The 15,506-nt window shown below is 59.8% G+C and carries 16 protein-coding genes; 10 read left to right on the plus strand and 6 right to left on the minus strand.

Annotation, left to right across the window (positions count from 1 at the left end; genetic code table 11):
- Positions 1-114 precede the first annotated feature (114 nt).
- The 10 genes from ACTQXM_RS03915 to ACTQXM_RS03960 all read left to right on the plus strand — a co-directional run bounded on the left by ACTQXM_RS03915 (position 115) and on the right by ACTQXM_RS03960 (position 7,511).
- Complete coding sequence (locus ACTQXM_RS03915; RefSeq protein ID WP_441537051.1) at positions 115-459, plus strand: type II toxin-antitoxin system RelB/DinJ family antitoxin; 345 nt, start codon at positions 115-117, stop codon at positions 457-459.
- Positions 456-923 (plus strand): PIN domain-containing protein, encoded by a 468-nt coding sequence (locus tag ACTQXM_RS03920; protein ID WP_441537052.1) that lies wholly within the window; start codon positions 456-458, stop codon positions 921-923. The genes ACTQXM_RS03915 and ACTQXM_RS03920 overlap by 4 nt, the downstream gene beginning before the upstream one ends.
- Before the next feature lie 65 nt (positions 924-988).
- Complete coding sequence (locus ACTQXM_RS03925) at positions 989-1,456, plus strand: PTS sugar transporter subunit IIA (RefSeq protein ID WP_427793748.1); 468 nt, start codon at positions 989-991, stop codon at positions 1,454-1,456.
- A 179-nt stretch (positions 1,457-1,635) separates the two neighbouring features.
- The gene (locus ACTQXM_RS03930) at positions 1,636-2,859 is read left to right on the plus strand and encodes a peptidylprolyl isomerase (protein WP_441537053.1); all 1,224 of its coding nucleotides are present in this window, start codon (positions 1,636-1,638) and stop codon (positions 2,857-2,859) included.
- A gap of 54 nt (positions 2,860-2,913) precedes the next feature.
- Entirely contained in the window at positions 2,914-3,357 is a 444-nt protein-coding gene (locus ACTQXM_RS03935; RefSeq protein WP_117862823.1) for a GatB/YqeY domain-containing protein, read from the plus strand.
- Positions 3,358-3,684: 327 nt separating this feature from the next.
- A complete protein-coding gene (locus tag ACTQXM_RS03940) occupies positions 3,685-4,416 on the plus strand; it encodes an amino acid ABC transporter ATP-binding protein (protein WP_441537054.1) in 732 nt (243 codons plus the stop codon).
- Between the two features lie 8 nt (positions 4,417-4,424).
- Positions 4,425-5,300: a transporter substrate-binding domain-containing protein gene (locus ACTQXM_RS03945; RefSeq protein ID WP_441537055.1), complete on the plus strand. Its 876-nt coding sequence runs from the start codon at positions 4,425-4,427 to the stop codon at positions 5,298-5,300.
- 25 nt (positions 5,301-5,325) lie between these two features.
- A complete protein-coding gene (locus tag ACTQXM_RS03950) occupies positions 5,326-6,072 on the plus strand; it encodes an amino acid ABC transporter permease (protein ID WP_035136546.1) in 747 nt (248 codons plus the stop codon).
- 3 nt (positions 6,073-6,075) lie between these two features.
- Entirely contained in the window at positions 6,076-6,714 is a 639-nt protein-coding gene (locus tag ACTQXM_RS03955; protein ID WP_055285379.1) for an amino acid ABC transporter permease, read from the plus strand.
- A 173-nt stretch (positions 6,715-6,887) separates the two neighbouring features.
- The gene (locus tag ACTQXM_RS03960) at positions 6,888-7,511 is read left to right on the plus strand and encodes an AAA family ATPase (RefSeq protein ID WP_441537056.1); all 624 of its coding nucleotides are present in this window, start codon (positions 6,888-6,890) and stop codon (positions 7,509-7,511) included.
- A gap of 127 nt (positions 7,512-7,638) precedes the next feature.
- Here ACTQXM_RS03960 and gltA read toward each other — a convergent pair whose 3' ends face one another.
- From gltA to glmU, 6 genes are all read right to left on the minus strand, one after another.
- A complete protein-coding gene (gene gltA, locus ACTQXM_RS03965) occupies positions 7,639-9,048 on the minus strand; it encodes an NADPH-dependent glutamate synthase (RefSeq protein ID WP_427728860.1) in 1,410 nt (469 codons plus the stop codon).
- Entirely contained in the window at positions 9,039-9,878 is an 840-nt protein-coding gene (locus ACTQXM_RS03970; RefSeq protein ID WP_006235793.1) for a sulfide/dihydroorotate dehydrogenase-like FAD/NAD-binding protein, read from the minus strand. Before ACTQXM_RS03970 ends, gltA begins: the two co-directional genes overlap by 10 nt.
- Positions 9,879-10,237: 359 nt before the next feature.
- Positions 10,238-10,867 carry an aminoacyl-tRNA hydrolase gene (pth, locus tag ACTQXM_RS03975; protein ID WP_427717993.1) on the minus strand — a complete coding sequence of 210 codons (630 nt, stop codon included), beginning with the start codon at positions 10,865-10,867 and terminating at the stop codon, positions 10,238-10,240.
- Positions 10,868-11,215: 348 nt separating this feature from the next.
- Positions 11,216-12,052: a hypothetical protein gene (locus ACTQXM_RS03980; RefSeq protein ID WP_441033143.1), complete on the minus strand. Its 837-nt coding sequence runs from the start codon at positions 12,050-12,052 to the stop codon at positions 11,216-11,218.
- Positions 12,053-12,799: 747 nt separating this feature from the next.
- Positions 12,800-13,786, minus strand: a complete 987-nt coding sequence (locus tag ACTQXM_RS03985; RefSeq protein WP_154516678.1) for a ribose-phosphate diphosphokinase — start codon at positions 13,784-13,786, stop codon at positions 12,800-12,802.
- Positions 13,787-13,979: 193 nt separating this feature from the next.
- The gene (gene glmU / locus ACTQXM_RS03990; protein ID WP_441537057.1) at positions 13,980-15,392 is read right to left on the minus strand and encodes a bifunctional UDP-N-acetylglucosamine diphosphorylase/glucosamine-1-phosphate N-acetyltransferase GlmU; all 1,413 of its coding nucleotides are present in this window, start codon (positions 15,390-15,392) and stop codon (positions 13,980-13,982) included.
- Positions 15,393-15,506 lie beyond the last annotated feature (114 nt).

The following is a 15,506-nucleotide window of genomic DNA, read 5'->3' on the forward strand; positions in this document are numbered from 1 at the left end:
CGGGCACCATTCCCATTCCAAGAAATCCGATAGGGCCTCGTCCGTGTGTGGGCGGGGCCCTTTTGCGTGGCCTTTTATGTTTGCTATACTGCTAGCAAGTAGAGAGGAGCCGCTATGGGTGCAGCAACGGTGCAGCTCAACACACGAATCGATCCTATGCTCAAGGCTGGTGGCGATGCGGTCCTGACACGCAATGGATTGGGGCCGAGCGATGCCATTCGTGCGCTTTGGGCCTATCTTGTCGAGCATCAAGCGTTGCCGGGATTTATGGTGACGGATAAGCGCGAGGCGCCCCGCGCGGAGAGCCTGGCTGAGCAGGGGTGTGGCCTAGCTTTTTCATCGCTGGGGCTAAATGCTTCGGATTTTGCGCCAGTTGGATCATCTGCGGAAGACTGGGATGCCGTACGAGATGATATGTATGACACGATGATTGTCGATATTGAGGCGAATTGTCGATGATCGAGGCAAAGCATCTCTTGGTAGATACGAACGTTTGGCTCGATTATTACCTGCAAGAGGGGGCGTTCGACGAAGCGAAGAGATTAGTTGAACTGGCCGAAGCGGGAAAGATTGACCTTCTGTACGCGCCCACGACGGCAAAGGATGTGTTCTATATCCTGCCTCGGCGTCTGGCCCGGCGGAATGCGAATGGGATTAACGTGACGTTTACCTCGGCGTCATGGGCCTGCATCGAGCACATGATGCAGGTGGCAACTGCCTCTCCGCTTTCGTTGGCAGAGTGCGAGATGGCGCGCATGCTTGGCAAGCGCATGCCGGATCTCGAAGACAACCTCATCATCGCTTCGGGTGAGACGGCAGATGTTGACTACGTGGTCACGAGCGACCGGCGCATGCTGGAGGCGATGCCCGAGGTGTGCTTGACGCCTGCCCGCGCACTCGAGATGATTGGGATCCTCGGCTAACCTTGACTGTCTGGTTTCGCTATCATATGGGGCATTGTGAACCTCATGCAACTTTGGAGGACGGTATGGCGGATAACGCCGAGATGCTATTCGCGCCTGAGCTGGTGTTTTTTGATTGGGAGTGCGCGACGCCGGATGAGGTGTTTGCGCGACTTGAGGGCGAGCTTGCTCCGCGCGGCTACATTGCGTCCGGTTGGCTCGATGCCGTCCGTACGCGCGAGGACATCTATCCCACGGGCCTCGCCATGCCGGCGGCCAATATTGCCATTCCGCATACCGATCCGGGGTTTGTGGCTAAGCCCTATATCGCGGTGATGAAGCCCTCCGCGCCCGTGACGTTCAATGCTATGGCGGGCATGGGTGCTCCCGTGCCGGCGCAGATCATCATCAATCTGGGTATTGCCGAGCCGGGCGGCCAGGTCGAGGCTCTGCAAGCGCTTATGAATATCTTTATGGATGCTGACGCCGCAGCCGACGTGCTCGGCCAGACCTCGTCCCAGGGCATGGTCGACGCCATCCGCCGCCACTTCTAGGGCCGGCATTTGGGGACTGTCCCTAACTGCCGGCAGAAAAGGAACGTCCCTAGCTGTCGGAGCTGTCCCCTTTGCACCAAAACGGTGCAGATTGACCTGTCTCCCATGCACCAGGTGTGCCGCGGGGCTGCGTTGTGACACAATGACGTTTGTTCGATTCGTGATGCGAAAGGCCAACTATGGCAAACAAGAAAAAGAACTCCGAGGCCGCGCCGACGCCCGAGCAGCAGGCCCGCGCTGCCTCCAGCTCTCGCAAGAAGCAGCGCAAGACCTATGTGTCCAAGACCGTCAAGATCGTTCTGGTGGTTATCGGCGTGCTGGCAATGCTGCTTTCCGTCTCGGCCATGGCGTGCTCCGGTTTGATGTCGCAGACCGAGAACAATAACTCGGGTTACAAACTGACCGGCGGCGTGGCTGCTACCGTCAACGGAACCAACCTCACCGAGGACACCGTAACCAAGCAGATCATGAGCATGCGCACGTCCTACGGCTACACCAAGGATGAGGATTGGGCGCAGTATCTGGTTGACAACGACCTGACGCCCAAGAAGTACCGCAAACAGCTCATCGATTCCTATACGCAGCAGATTCTGCTCCAGCAGGCGCAGAAGGAGAACGGCGTGACGGTTTCGGACGAGGAAGTAGAGAAGGCTTGGAAGGACGCCTGCAAGAGCGCGGGCGGCGCCAAGACCTTTAAGGAGACCCTTAAGACCTACGGCTATACCGAGGACACCTACAAGGACTCGCTCAAGGAGAGCCTGGCGCAGCAGAAGCTTAAGGATGCCGTTGCTCCCACCAGCAAGCCCAAGGACAGCGAGATTGTCGATTACATTAACGAGAACCTGTCTAACTACAACGATGCCCGCCGCTCGTCGAACATCCTGATCAAGGTTGATTCCGACGCTTCGGACGAGGACAAGGCCGCCGCCAAGGCCAAGGCGCAGGAGTGCCTGGATAAGATCAACTCCGGCGAGCTGAGCTTTGAGGATGCCGTGAAGCAGTATTCCGACGACACCGGTTCCAAGGAGAAGAAGGGTGACGTGGGCTGGGATAAGCTCACCACCTTTGTCGACAGCTACCAGACGGCGCTCGAGGGCCTTAACAAGGGCGATGTGAGCGACGTGGTCGAGTCGACGTATGGCTACCACATCATCAAGTGCACCGACTACTTCCATGTCGATGGCCAGGTCGATGACATCAATCAGGTGCCCAAGGCTATTAAGAAGTACGTTTCCAATGTGGTGAAGACCCAGGCATCGGGCACGGCATACAACGAGTGGCTGGAGAAGTACACGAAGGATGCCGACATTACCGTCAACCCCATGCCCAAGGACGTGCCCTATAACGTGAGCCTGAAGGGCGTCACCAAGAGCTCGACCGACGATTCGTCGACGACTGAGTAATCAAGGGGCGGTGCTCGTGCGAGTGCCGCCCATGTTATTGAGGAGGATTTGCAGATGACCAACGAAGAGCTGCAGCAGGAAATGATTGCCGCCATGAAGGCCAAGGACAAGGTTCGCCTGTCTATCATTCGCCAGGTCAAGGCCGAGGTTAAGAACATCGAGGTCAACGAGCGCCGCGACGTGACCGAGGAAGACGTCAACAGCATGATCAAGCGTCTGATTAAGCAGACAAGCGAGACGTTGGAGATGTCCATCAAGGCCGGTACCGATCAAGATCGTACCGACAACCTGACCGAGCAGGTCAAGATTCTGGAGAGCCTGCTGCCCGCCCAGGTTTCGGGCGAGGAGCTCGAGGCGCTGATTGAGCAGGTCATCGCCGAGCTGGGCGCCACGTCAAAGAAGCAGATGGGCCAGGTTATGGGGGCGCTCGGCAAGGCCACCGGCGGCAACTTCGATAAACCGGCCGCGGCAAAGATCGTCGGCGCAAAGCTTGCGTAATTTGTTGCGCGGTTTTACCAAACCGCGCAACTGCTTGACGCTGCAAACCCGTACACGCGGCAATCTGACGTTCAATTTCAAGGGCGGTTGTATTATTTTCGGGTCTTGAGGGGCGCGGCCGTCATGGTCGCGCCCCTTTTTGCTGGGCTGGGTATTCATTGGGGACAGGCTTAAATGAGCGCCCAATGAGAGGGTACTCATTTAAGTCTGTCCCCAATGAGTGGGTTAAAGGTTGCGGGTTCTTTACGGGAATGTAGTGTGGGCTGCGGAAACGTGGTTCTTTCCGTAAAATAGAGCAATTCGTGTAAGCGCAGGGAAGGGATATTCATGGCAGACATGATCGAGATCAAGCATCTCAACAAGTACTTTGGCGACCTGCATGTGCTCAAAGATATCAACCTCACCGTCAAGCGCGGCGAGAAGCTCGTAATGATCGGGCCTTCCGGCTCGGGCAAGTCCACGCTCATTCGTTGCGTCGATTATCTGGAGGAGCCCACGTCGGGCGAGGTCATCATCGACGGTACGCCGCTCACCAAAAAGAATCACCTGGAGATGGCTCGTAAGTACAGCTCCATGGTGTTTCAGCAGTTCAACCTATATCCCAACATGACGGTGCTGGGCAACCTGACGCTCGCGCCCATCAAGCTGCAAAAGAAGAGTAAGGAGGAGGCGACCGAGATCGCCATCGCCGCGCTCAAGCGCGTCGGCATGGCGCATAAGACCGGCGAGTACCCGCAGAACCTCTCGGGCGGTCAGCAGCAGCGCATCGCCATTGCCCGTGCCCTGTGCACCAAGCAGCCCATCATCCTGTTTGACGAGCCGACCTCGGCGCTCGACCCCGAGATGGTCCAGGAAGTCCTGGATGTTATGATTGAGCTCGCGCAGGAGGATATCACCATGATCTGCGTGACGCACGAGATGGGCTTTGCGCGCCAGGTGGCCGACCGCGTCATCTTTATGGAGGACGGCCGCATCCTGGAGGAGGGCACACCCGAGCACTTCTTCGATAACCCCGAGAACCCGCGCTGCCGCGAGTTTCTGTCCAAGATTCTGCACTAGGCGCGGTGATGGACATGACGGATATGACGAGGGCGGCCGTGTCGCGCCGCCACTTTTTGCAGCTGGCGGGCGCCGGTATGCTCGCGCTGACGGGGACCGCGCTTACCGGTTGCGGCAACTCCACCGGCGGCGAGGGCTCCGACAAGGGGTCTAAGCTTGCGGCCATCAAGTCGCGTGGCCATCTGAATGCCGGCGTTAAGAAGGACGTTCCTGGCTACGGCTATTACGACACCGCCAAGGGCCGCTTTGAGGGCATGGAGGTCGATTTGTGCTACCAGATCGCCGCTGCCGTCTTTGGCGTGAGCTACAAGGAGGCCCGTGCCCAGGAGCTTGTCGAGTTTACCGACGTAACGCCCAAGACGCGCGGCCCGCTGATCGATAACGGCCAGCTCGACGTGGTCGCGGCGACCTACACCATCACCGACGAGCGCAAGAAGAGCTGGGATTTCTCGACGCCGTACCGCACCGACTACGTGGGACTCATGGTCAAGAAGCGTTCGGGCTTTACCTCGATTGAGGACCTGGACGGCAAAGTCATTGGCGTGAGCCAGGGTGCAACCACGCAGGGCCTGATCGAGCAGATGATCAAGGACAACGGCTTTAGCTGCGAGCCCGAGTTTAGGGCCTTTAGCGGCTATCCCATCATCAAGAGTTCGCTCGATGCCGGCAATATCGACGTCTTTGCCATGGACCGCTCCACGCTGGCCGGATACATGAACGAGACCGTCGAGCTGCTGCAACCCGAGGTCAAGTTTGGCGAGCAGGGCTACGGCGTGGCGACCAAGAAGGGCTGTGATCTTTCGGCCGTGGTCGATCAGGTGATATGCGATCGCCTGGCCGACGGCTGGCTCGACCAAGAGGTTAAGACCTGGGGTCTTGTATAGGCGCATCGTCCAAGGAAGGAATCAAATGCTCGAAGGATTGTTTGACGCCGACCGCTGGTCGACGACATTCCAAAACATGGGGCCCTTCTGGGAGGGCTTTGGCGTGACGCTGCAGGTAGTCGTTGCCGGTCTGCTGCTGTCGCTGGTGCTGGGCACGCTGCTGGGCGTGTTCTCTACCACTCGTTCTCGCGTTCTGCGCGCCATAAGCCGCGTGTACGTGGAGTTTTACCAGAACACCCCGCTGCCCGTGCAGGTGCTCTTTATGTACATGGCCGGTCCGCAGTTTTTGCAGGCCATAACCGGTGCCGACCAGCCGGTGCGTATCGCGCCGTTTGTGCTGGGCTTCTTGGGCGTGGGCCTGTATCACGCTGCCTACATTTCGGAGGTCATCCGTACCGGTATCGAGGCCGTTCCGCGTGGCCAGATGGAGGCGGCCCAGAGCCAGGGCTTCACCCGTGCGCAGGCATACTGGTACATCGTGCTGCCCCAGACGTTCAAGATCATTCTGCCGCCGCTGTGTAACCAGGCACTCAACCTGGTCAAAAACACGTCGGTGCTGGCGCTTGTGGCCGGCGGCGACCTTATGTACCGTTCCGACAACTTTGTGAGTTTGTACGGTTACCTGCAGGGATACATCGTCTGCTGCCTTATGTATTTCATCATCTGCTTTCCGCTCGCCATGCTGGTGCAGTGGCTCGAGCGCCGCTCCAAGGAGCGCCCGCGCGGCGTGAGCCTGGCCGAGCTGGGGCTCGACAACGTAGAGGAGGCCTAGCGCATGGAAATCTTCAACGCGACCAACCTGCTCTACATTTGGGGCGGCTTTGTTAAGACGATCGAGATCTCGGCGCTGTCGATCTTTTTCTCGCTCATCTTTGGCACGGTGCTGGCGCTCGTTAAAAGCTATGCGCCCCGTCCATTCCGTATTTTGGTGAGCGCCTATATCGAGCTGTTCCGTTGCACGCCAAACTTGCTGTGGATCCTGTTTATCTACTTTACGGTGCAGGGTTTGGACATTGTGATTTCGACCATCGCCTTTACACTGTTTACCAGCGCTGTTATGGCCGAGATTGTGCGTGGCGGCCTCAACTCGATTCCGCGCGGCCAGTTTGAGGCGGCGCAGAGCCAGGGCTTCGGCTTCTTTGCCACCATGCGCTATATCATTCTGCCGCAGACGTTTAAGACGATCATTCCGGCGCTGTTTAGCCAGTGCACGACCGTCATCAAGGACAGCTCGTATCTTTCGGGCATTAACGTGGCCGAGCTCATGTACACGGCAAACGTCGTGATGGCCCACGCGATCGACCTGTCGCAGGTGCTTATGCTCTACGGCCTGGTGTTTGCGATGTACTTTGTGCTCAACTTTGGTATCTCGCTGCTGGTGAGGGCATATCAACGTCGCATTGTGGCCGCATAGTCCTGCTTCCCCAAGCACGGCACCTTGCCCCTCAATCGTCGCTTGCGTACATTTAGTACGCGGCGCTCCTCTTTCGGGGCAATCTGCCGCACTTGGGAAACCAGGACGAAGGTGGGGGCAAAATGAATGTGACAAAGGGACTGTCCCTTTGTCACATAGAGAAAGGAATCGCGATGAGCGATCTGGAGAACAAGAAGAATCCTGTGGTCATTACCATCGCGCGCGACTTTGGCGCCGAGGGCCACGAGATTGGCCGCATGCTTGCCAACGAGTTGGGAATTCCGCTGTACGACAACGAGCTGCTGGTGCGTGCGTCGATGCGCGCGGGTGAGTCGCTCGATAAGATGGCCGCCTATGACGAGCGTCTGGCCGTGGAGAACATGGCGTTTCTGCCCGACCGCTACGATGCACGTTCGTACTCGGACAAGTTGTTCCAAAAGGTGAGCCAGGTGATTTTGGACCTGGGTGAGACCGAGAGCTGCATTATCGAGGGTCGCCTGTCCGATTACCTGCTGCGTAACAACCCTAATCACATTGCCGTGTTGGTGACCGCACCCTTTGAGGACCGCGTCGAGATCGTGCGCAAGAAGCGTGGGCTCAACAAAAAGAAGGGCGCCAAGCTGGTCAAGCAGCAGCAGAAGGCACGCGAGGCGTTCTATAAGCGCTACAGCGCCGGAAAGTGGAAGATGACGAGCGGCAAGGATATCGTCGTCAACCGCGCCAAGCTGGGCCGCGAGGGCTGCAAAGACGTCATAGCCGCTGCCTACCGCTACAAGGTGGCTCAGCTCGAAGGCTAGCCGACCAAAAGCCATCATAAAGGCGCCCGTTCCCTTTATGGTGATCGAGCGGCAGGCATAGAAAAAGTCCCCGCCGGGCGTGTGCCCGACGGGGACTTTGCCGTTTGGTGGCTAGCGCTGCAGGTGATTACTCGCCCAGCAGGCTCTTGGTGATCGAAGCGGCGGCCTTCTTGCCGGCGCCCATCGCCAGAATGACCGTAGCGGCACCGGTGACGATGTCGCCGCCGGCCCAGATGCGGGGATCGGTGGTCTGGCCGGTCTCCTCATCGGCAACGATGTAGCCCCACTTGTTGAGCTCCATCTTGCCGCCGATCTTGGCAGCGAAGGGGTTGGCGTTGGTGCCGATAGCCGAGATCGCGACGTCGCAGGGAATCTCCTCGATGGCGCCCTCGATGGGCACCGGGCGACGACGGCCGGACTCGTCGGGCTCGCCGAGCTCCATCTTCTGGACCTTGACGGCGCACACGGAACCGTCCTCGCCAGCGACAAACTCGAGCGGGGAGACGAGCGGCAGAACCTCGACGCCCTCGGCCTTGGCATGGTGCAGCTCAGCGCGACGGCAGGGCATCTCGTCCTCGGTACGACGGTAGGCGATGATGGCGTGCTCGGCGCCCAGGCGCTTGGCGGTACGGACGGCGTCCATAGCCACGTTGCCGCCGCCAAAGACGACGACGTTCTTGCCATGCTTGGTGGGGGTGTCGTACTCGGGGAACTTGTTGGCCTTCATCAGGTTCACGCGGGTGAGGTACTCGTTTGCGAAGAAGACGTTGGGCAGGTTCTCGCCGGGGACGTTGAGGAACTTGGGCAGGCCAGCGCCGGTCGCCACGTAGATGGCGTCGAAGCCCTGCTCGAACAGCTCATCGGCCGTGGCCATGTTGCCCACGACGGAGTTGTACTCAAACTTGACGCCCATGTCCTCCAGACCGTCAATCTCGCGCTTGACGACCGCCTTGGGCAGACGGAACTCGGGGATGCCGTAGACCAGCACACCGCCGCCGGTGAAGAAGGCCTCAAAGACGGTAACGTCAAAGCCGTTGCGGGCGAGCTCGCCGGCGCAGGTGATGCCGGACGGGCCGGAGCCGACGACGGCGACCTTCTTGCCGTTCTTGGGAGCCATCTTGGGCGTGGAGGCGAGCTCGGGGCGGTCACCCAGGAAGCGCTCGAGCTGGCCGATGGCCACGGGCTCGGACTTCTTACCACGGATGCACTTGCCCTCGCACTGGTTCTCCTGCGGGCAGACGCGACCGCAGATGGCGGGAAGCATGGAGTCCTCGCGGATGGTATCGAGGGCGCCGCCAAAGTCCTTCTCGCGGATCTGCTCGATAAAGCGGGGAATGTTGATGTTGACGGGGCAGCCCTCGACGCAGAACGGCTTCTTGCAGTTGAGGCAGCGCTCGGCCTCGGCCAGCGCCATCTCCTCGGTGAAGCCCTTGTCGACGGGGCGGAAGTCGCAGGCGCGCTCGGCAGCCGGCTCCTCGTTATCGGGGGTGCGGGGCGACTTCATATCGGCAACGAAACGACCGTTAACTAGTGGCATGCGCAGCTCTTTTCCTCATAGGCCTTGAGGGACTCGCCCTCTTCGGAACGGTAAGCGGCCTGGCGGGCACGAAGGTCATCCCAGTCGACCAGGGTGGCATCGAAGTCGGGGCCGTCGACGCAAGCAAACTTGGTCACGCCGCCCACCTCGACGCGGCAGCAGCCGCACATACCGGTGCCGTCAACCATGATGGGGTTGAGCGACGCGGTGATGGGGGTGTCGTACTTCTGGGCGGTGAGGGTTGAGAACTTCATCATCGGAACGGGGCCGACGCAGAAGACCTGGCTCACGGCCTTGTCCTGCAGCAGGCGCTCCAGCGGAGCGGTGACAACGCCCTGCTCGCCGTAGGAACCGTCGTCGGTGGTGATGTGGATGTGGTCCTCGTCGAGGAGCTCGCGGAACTGGTCCTCCATGAGCAGGAGGTCCTTGGTGCGAGCGCCCATGATGGCGTGCACCTCGTGGCCGGTCTCGACCAGGTGCTTGGCGACCGGGAAGGCAATTGCCAGGCCGACGCCGCCGCCAATGACGGCGCAGGGGCCCTCGGCCATCTCGGTGGGAACGCCCAGCGGGCCCACGACGTCGCGCAGCGACTCGCCGGCCTCGTAGGTGGAAAGCATCTCGGTGGTCTTGCCGATCACCATGAAGATGAACTCGACCCAGCCCTCGTCACCGTTCCAGCCGGCCAGGGTAAACGGGACACGCTCGCCCGTCTCGTTGGCGCGAACCATGAGGAACTGTCCAGCGTGCGCATGCTTGGCGATTGCAGGCGCCTCGATGCGGAACTTGAACACCTTCTCCGAGAACTGCGTCTTCTCCAGGATCTTATACATAGAACCCCTCTCTTGTTAGGGCAACCGAACCGTGCCTCCACGGAAATGGACGGCAGCCCGAATAAAACCGTACGCGCACAGGCGTTGTGCAGACATACGGTGTAAATTATACCCTCATGGACATGTTGCTTACGTGTATCTTTGGCAGGCGGGAAAAGTGATCTAGCACAAAGAGACAGGTTTATTTTGGCGGGTTTTATCAGATAAAACGACAAAAGGGGCCGGCCTTGCACATCGGTGAGGCCGGCCCCTTTTGGGGTGTTGGGTATGTATGGCGGCACAGGGTTTATTGCGATGCGGCCGCTGCGGCGTTTTCGCATATAAAACCTGCCAAAATAAACATCCCTTTTTGGTAGGTTTTAGTGCTTGCCGTTGGCAGAGGCGGAGCCGTTGACGTGGTCGCGGGCATAGATTACGCCGTGCACAATCGCCAGGCCGGCGGCGTCGGCGGCGCGGGCGCAGGTGTCCTGAAAGTCCTCGGCCTCGCGGGCGCGCAGCTGCTTGAGCACGTAGTCGGCGACAGCCATCTTGCCGGGAGGGTTGCCGATGCCGGTGCGGATGCGGCTAAAGTCGCGGCTGCCCATCTTGTCGATGATGGAACGCAGGCCGTTGTGGCCGGCGTGGCCGCCGCCCACCTTGACGCGCACGTCGCCGGCGGGAATGTCGAGCTCATCGTGGATTACGAGCAGCTCCTCGGCCTTGATTTTGTACTCGCGGCAAAGCTTGGAGATGGGGCCTCCCGAGGTGTTCATGTACGACTGCGGCTTGACCAGCACAATCTGGCGCTTGCCGCCCTCTTCCTCTGGATCGTTGATGTTGATGAGCGCGACCTCGGCGCCGGCCTGGTTTTTCCAGTACGTGACGCCGGCCTGACGCGCCAGCTCGTCGATCGCCTTAAAGCCTGCGTTGTGGCGGGTCTCGGCATACTCATCGCCAGGGTTGCCAAGTCCGGCAACCATGCGAATCTTAAGCGGCTGTGCAGCTGCCATGTGCTTCCTTTCATCGATTTGTCGCCTGCTATGGTGAGCGACCCCGTTGCTGCTGTCAAATGGAGGGTGATTGAGGCCGCATGAGGGCGTTTGGACAGTCGTCAGAAGCCGGGATGGACAGTTAGTTCAGATTTGTATAAACCAAGAGATCTTTGACTGCCAAAATCGGGGCCACGGAACTGTCACGGCGCTTTGGGGAGCACAATTTGTGCTATTTCAGATTTTTTGAGTCTTCAAATGAGGTGATTGGCGCCGGGATGGCGGCAAACCACCTCGACATGAGCCGTCTGTTTATACAAATCTGAACTAACTGTCCGGCCATGCTCGGTAGCACTGGGTAAAAGTCTTTTAGACCGGCGCGAGGCCGATTCCGGCCCGCAGGGTGTTGAGCCAGGCGGCCTGACGCTTGCGATAACCCTTGATGCGGTAGCGGAATCGAACTCCCGCAAGTCGATGCATCGTCTGGGCGAAGGCTTCGAGTGCAACAAGGTCCTTCATTTGGTCACGGTTGATAACCAGGACGTGGATACCCATGGCCTTAAGGCCATTGTTGCGATTGCCATCGTGGATGCGAGCGTTTTGAAGCTCATGTCCAATTCCGTTGTATTCGTTGTCGACTCCGGCGGCTGGGCAATATAAGTCGCAGATGGCGTAGGGGATGCCCGAGGACATGTTGACCGCAAGGGTGTCGAAATCGACTCGATAGTTGAGCAGCAGGCCTCCCATGGGCAGGCTGCAACACCCGAATCCGCCAAAGCGCATGGGTGCGCCCAGGACGGCGAACATCAATGATTCCGCTGGGGATGCGGATCCGGCCCGGGCGAGTTTGATAGCTGTGCGAAACGAGGCGTAGGAACTACTTTTGGCAAACCGTGCGACTGCCTCGAGCTCTTCGATGGTTGTGGCGGGCTCGCATTTGTAGTGTGCCTGTTCGTAGCGGGTTTCGGATTGCTTTTCGGGTGTCGGTTGATCGCCCTGGCAATCGAGATCGTCCATCGTTTCGAAGCTGTTGGCCTCGGGCCACGTGTCGTCGTAGGCGATGGGGTAAGTTGCTTCGGGCGGAAGTGAGTAGGTTCCGAGCAGTTCCATGAGAAGCATCAAGGTTTTGGCAACCGATTCATTTTTGGAACAAAGCATGGCCGTCATGGCGGGAGACGTTGCGTAGATGTCGGCTTCGATGTGCATGATCGCGCCCTGGGGGAGAGGGGCGGTGATGGTGTGCTGGAGGAGCCGTCCGTCGGGTCGTCTGTTGCTGCCGCTCGCAACAAAGAGGTCTAGACGCTCGGAGTCGTCTTCGCTCCAGGCGTCAAGTATTGCAAGGGCCGCAAAGTCTATGGCGTCCTTGTTGGGAACGCAACCTACGAGGGCTTGTGTCTGTTGCTCGTCATCGATGGCGTCCCAGGGAAGGGCGGAGTACGCCCGTCGAGCGCGGCGAATTGCGCGGAGGGCGGAGAGGTGTGAAATTACGGTTGTCATAGCTATAAGGTACTAAGCCGTTGGCGAAATGATATGGCCGTGCCGTTCTTTTCGCTCAAAGGGGCGTCGCGCGCCGCGGGCGGTAACGACATCATACGGAATGCCTTGGAAAAGTGGAGAATGGAGTGATGGGTTGGCCTTGGAGGCATCTACTGAGATGGGTGCTGGACAGTTAGTTCAGATTTGTACAAGGCGACCTGGGTGTATTGCCGCTGTTGAGGGACTCGGTGGGCAAAATGGGGCCAATGGCATGGTGAAGAGATCCATGGGAGGAGGAATCGAGCGGAATTATGCCGGCAAGAGAGCTTTCGATACATTAAATGGCCCAAACGAATGCCCAAATTAATACAAATCTGAACTAACTGTCCAAGGCGGGTTATCGAGGGGCAGAAAAAAGGGTCGGAAGCGAGCCTCCGACCCTTTAAAAACACCAAAGATGATGCGCTGCGCGCTGGATTACAGCGCGAAGTCGCCGCCGACGAGCGTGGAGACGGGCTCCTCGTGGTAAACGGCAGAGATGGCCTCGGCGAACTCCTCGGCGACCGAGATGGTCTTGATCTTGCCGCCAACCTCGACGGGGATGGCATCGGTGACGAGGCACTCGACGATGGGGGCGTCGTTCAGGCGCTCGATTGCCGGGCCCGAGAAGATGCCGTGGGTGGCGCACACGTAGATGTCGCCGGCACCCATGGCCTTGAGCTCCTTGACGTTGGCGCACAGGGTGCCAGCGGTGTCGATCATGTCGTCATTGATGATGCAGGTCTTGCCCTTGATGTCACCGATGATGCCCATGACCTCGGCGGCGTTGTGGCGCGGACGGCCCTTGTGGGCGATGGCGAGGCTGCAGCCGAGCATGTCGGAGAGCTTCTTGGCAGCTTTGGCGCGACCCACGTCGGGGGAGACGACAACCAGGTTGTCGGTGTCGAAGTGCATGTCGTTGTAGTACTGGCCAAACAGCGGCAGTGCGGACAGGTGGTTAACCGGGATATCGAAGAAACCCTGAATCTGGCCCTGATGCAGGTCGAGGGTGATGATGCGGTTGACGCCAGCGCGCTCGAGCAGGTTGGCGACGAGGCGGGCGGTGATGGGCTCGCGCGGGCCGGCCTTGCGGTCTTGGCGGGCATAGCCGTAGTGGGTGATGACGGCGGTGATGGAGCGGGCGGATGCGCGCTTGGCAGCGTCGGTGGCGATGAGCAGCTCCATGAGCATGTCGTTGACGTTGCCGCCGGCCACGGACTGAATCAGGAAGACGTCGGCGCCGCGGACGGTCTCGTCGTAGCGGGCGTAAATCTCACCGTTGGCGAACTGCTTTAGCGTAAGGCCCGAAAGCTCGACCCCAAGGTACTCAGCGATCTTCTGAGCGAGGGGACGGTTGGAGGAACCGGAATACACGCGGATGGACTTGCGCATATTCTCCGACTTCTCGGGATCATTAATCGGCATTACCCTTCTCCTTTATATATCGAATGCCATATAGATGCCTTGTTGCATTGTAACCGCGCGGCGGGGTTTATCGGGTCTTGATAACGTCTTTACCGTCAACGGACACGAACCGACCACTCATCCGGTCGCGCAGGTCAGCATAGAAAAAGGAGCCATTTCCATGGGAACAGCTCCTTAGATGCTTGGTAAAACGTTATACCTCGTCGTCCTCGTGCAGACGGCGGCGATAATCGGCGGCCCAGCCCTCAATATTTACCTGACGGGCGCGGCCCAGGCCGAGTGCGTCAGCCGGGACCGGCTCGGTGATGACGGAGCCGGCGGCCACGAGTGCGCCGTCGCCGATCTGGGCAGGCGCGACCATCATGGTATCGGAACCGATGAAGGCATCCTTGCCGATGACGGTCTTGTGCTTGTGCACGCCGTCGTAGTTGCAGGTGATGGAGCCCGCTCCCACGTTGACGCCGGAACCCATGGTGGTGTCGCCGATGTAGGACAGGTGCGGTACCTTGGAGCCCTCGCCGATCGTGGACTTCTTGATCTCCACGTGTGTGCCGGCCTTGGAGCCATCGAGCATGTGGGTGCCCGGGCGCAGGTAGGCGCGCGGGCCGCAGTCGACGCCGTTCTCGATGACAGCCTCGATGGCGATGGTCTCATCGATGGTGCAGCCGCTGCCAACGGTGGTGTCGGTGAGGCGGCTGTTGGGGCCGAGCTGGCACTCCTCGCCCACGGTGACGTGGCCGATCAGGTGCGTCTGCGGCCACACGACGGTGTCGCGGCCGATGACGGCGTCGGGGCCGATCCAGGCCTGCGTGGGGTCGATGAAGGTAACGCCCTCGGCCATCCAGTGCTCGTTGATGCGGTCGCGCGCGATAGCGGTGAGTTGCGCGAGCTGGATCCGGCTGTTGACGCCCAGGCCGTCGCGGTAGTCGTCGCAGTGGAAGATGGAGACTGCCTGGCCGTGGCCCTTGAGAATCTCGAGCATGTCGGGCAGGTAGTACTCGGACTGCGCGTTGTCGTTGCCGATCTCGCTGATGTGGGCTGCGAGCTGCGCGCCGTCGAAGGCGTAGCAGCCGGCGTTGCACTCGAGCAGCGTGGCGGCCTGCTCGGGCGTGCAGTCCTTCTGCTCGATGATGCGCTCGATCTGACCGTCGGCGCCCAGCTTGATGCGGCCGTAGCCAAAGGGATCGGGCGGGGTCATGGTCATGACGGTGCAGGCGAGCTCGCCGGTAGCGACGGTCTTCGCGAACTTGGCGACGGTGTCGGCGGTGATGAGCGGCAGGTCGCCGTTGAGCACGACGACGGGGCCTTGCATGATGCCGCATGCCTCGAGCGCGACCTTTACGGCGTGGCCGGTGCCCAGGCGCTCGGTCTGTTCGACGCACTCGACCTTGGTGGCGTTGTTGGCGTAGGCGCCGTCGATAAGGGCGCGCATCTCGTCGGCGTGGCTGCCGATGACGACCACGACGCGGCTGCAGCCGGCCTTGATGGTGGCGTCGACGATCCACTGGACCATGGGCTTGCCCAGGATCTTGTGCGAAACCTTGCAGTGGTTCGACTTCATGCGGGTGCCCTCGCCGGCGGCGAGGATAATTGCGGTTGCGTCCATGTGATCTCCTGTTACGTTATAGAGACGTGTGTTTGGAAACGATACACGGCGCAATATGATACCGCAGGCATATGATGAGCGCGTAACGATTGGCGCATGGCGGCTGATGTCGGT

The sequence above is a fragment of the Collinsella sp. LCP19S3_D3 genome, from assembly GCF_052121455.1.
In the GTDB taxonomy this organism is placed as follows: Bacteria; Actinomycetota; Coriobacteriia; order Coriobacteriales; family Coriobacteriaceae; genus Collinsella.

Excerpts from the sequence above, each read along its gene's own strand:
- pth (WP_427717993.1), bottom strand. The coding sequence starts at position 10,867 with ATGGCAGCTGCACAGCCGCTTAAGATTCGCATGGTTGCCGGACTTGGC.
- ACTQXM_RS03955 (WP_055285379.1), top strand. The coding sequence starts at position 6,076 with ATGGAAATCTTCAACGCGACCAACCTGCTCTACATTTGGGGCGGCTTT.
- ACTQXM_RS03985 (WP_154516678.1), bottom strand. The coding sequence starts at position 13,786 with ATGCCGATTAATGATCCCGAGAAGTCGGAGAATATGCGCAAGTCCATC.
- ACTQXM_RS03970 (WP_006235793.1), bottom strand. The coding sequence starts at position 9,878 with ATGTATAAGATCCTGGAGAAGACGCAGTTCTCGGAGAAGGTGTTCAAG.
- gltA (WP_427728860.1), bottom strand. The coding sequence starts at position 9,048 with ATGCCACTAGTTAACGGTCGTTTCGTTGCCGATATGAAGTCGCCCCGC.
- glmU (WP_441537057.1), bottom strand. The coding sequence starts at position 15,392 with ATGGACGCAACCGCAATTATCCTCGCCGCCGGCGAGGGCACCCGCATG.
- ACTQXM_RS03915 (WP_441537051.1), top strand. The coding sequence starts at position 115 with ATGGGTGCAGCAACGGTGCAGCTCAACACACGAATCGATCCTATGCTC.
- ACTQXM_RS03980 (WP_441033143.1), bottom strand. The coding sequence starts at position 12,052 with ATGCACATCGAAGCCGACATCTACGCAACGTCTCCCGCCATGACGGCC.
- ACTQXM_RS03920 (WP_441537052.1), top strand. The coding sequence starts at position 456 with ATGATCGAGGCAAAGCATCTCTTGGTAGATACGAACGTTTGGCTCGAT.
- ACTQXM_RS03945 (WP_441537055.1), top strand. The coding sequence starts at position 4,425 with ATGGACATGACGGATATGACGAGGGCGGCCGTGTCGCGCCGCCACTTT.
- ACTQXM_RS03935 (WP_117862823.1), top strand. The coding sequence starts at position 2,914 with ATGACCAACGAAGAGCTGCAGCAGGAAATGATTGCCGCCATGAAGGCC.
- ACTQXM_RS03930 (WP_441537053.1), top strand. The coding sequence starts at position 1,636 with ATGGCAAACAAGAAAAAGAACTCCGAGGCCGCGCCGACGCCCGAGCAG.
- ACTQXM_RS03960 (WP_441537056.1), top strand. The coding sequence starts at position 6,888 with ATGAGCGATCTGGAGAACAAGAAGAATCCTGTGGTCATTACCATCGCG.
- ACTQXM_RS03950 (WP_035136546.1), top strand. The coding sequence starts at position 5,326 with ATGCTCGAAGGATTGTTTGACGCCGACCGCTGGTCGACGACATTCCAA.
- ACTQXM_RS03940 (WP_441537054.1), top strand. The coding sequence starts at position 3,685 with ATGGCAGACATGATCGAGATCAAGCATCTCAACAAGTACTTTGGCGAC.
- ACTQXM_RS03925 (WP_427793748.1), top strand. The coding sequence starts at position 989 with ATGGCGGATAACGCCGAGATGCTATTCGCGCCTGAGCTGGTGTTTTTT.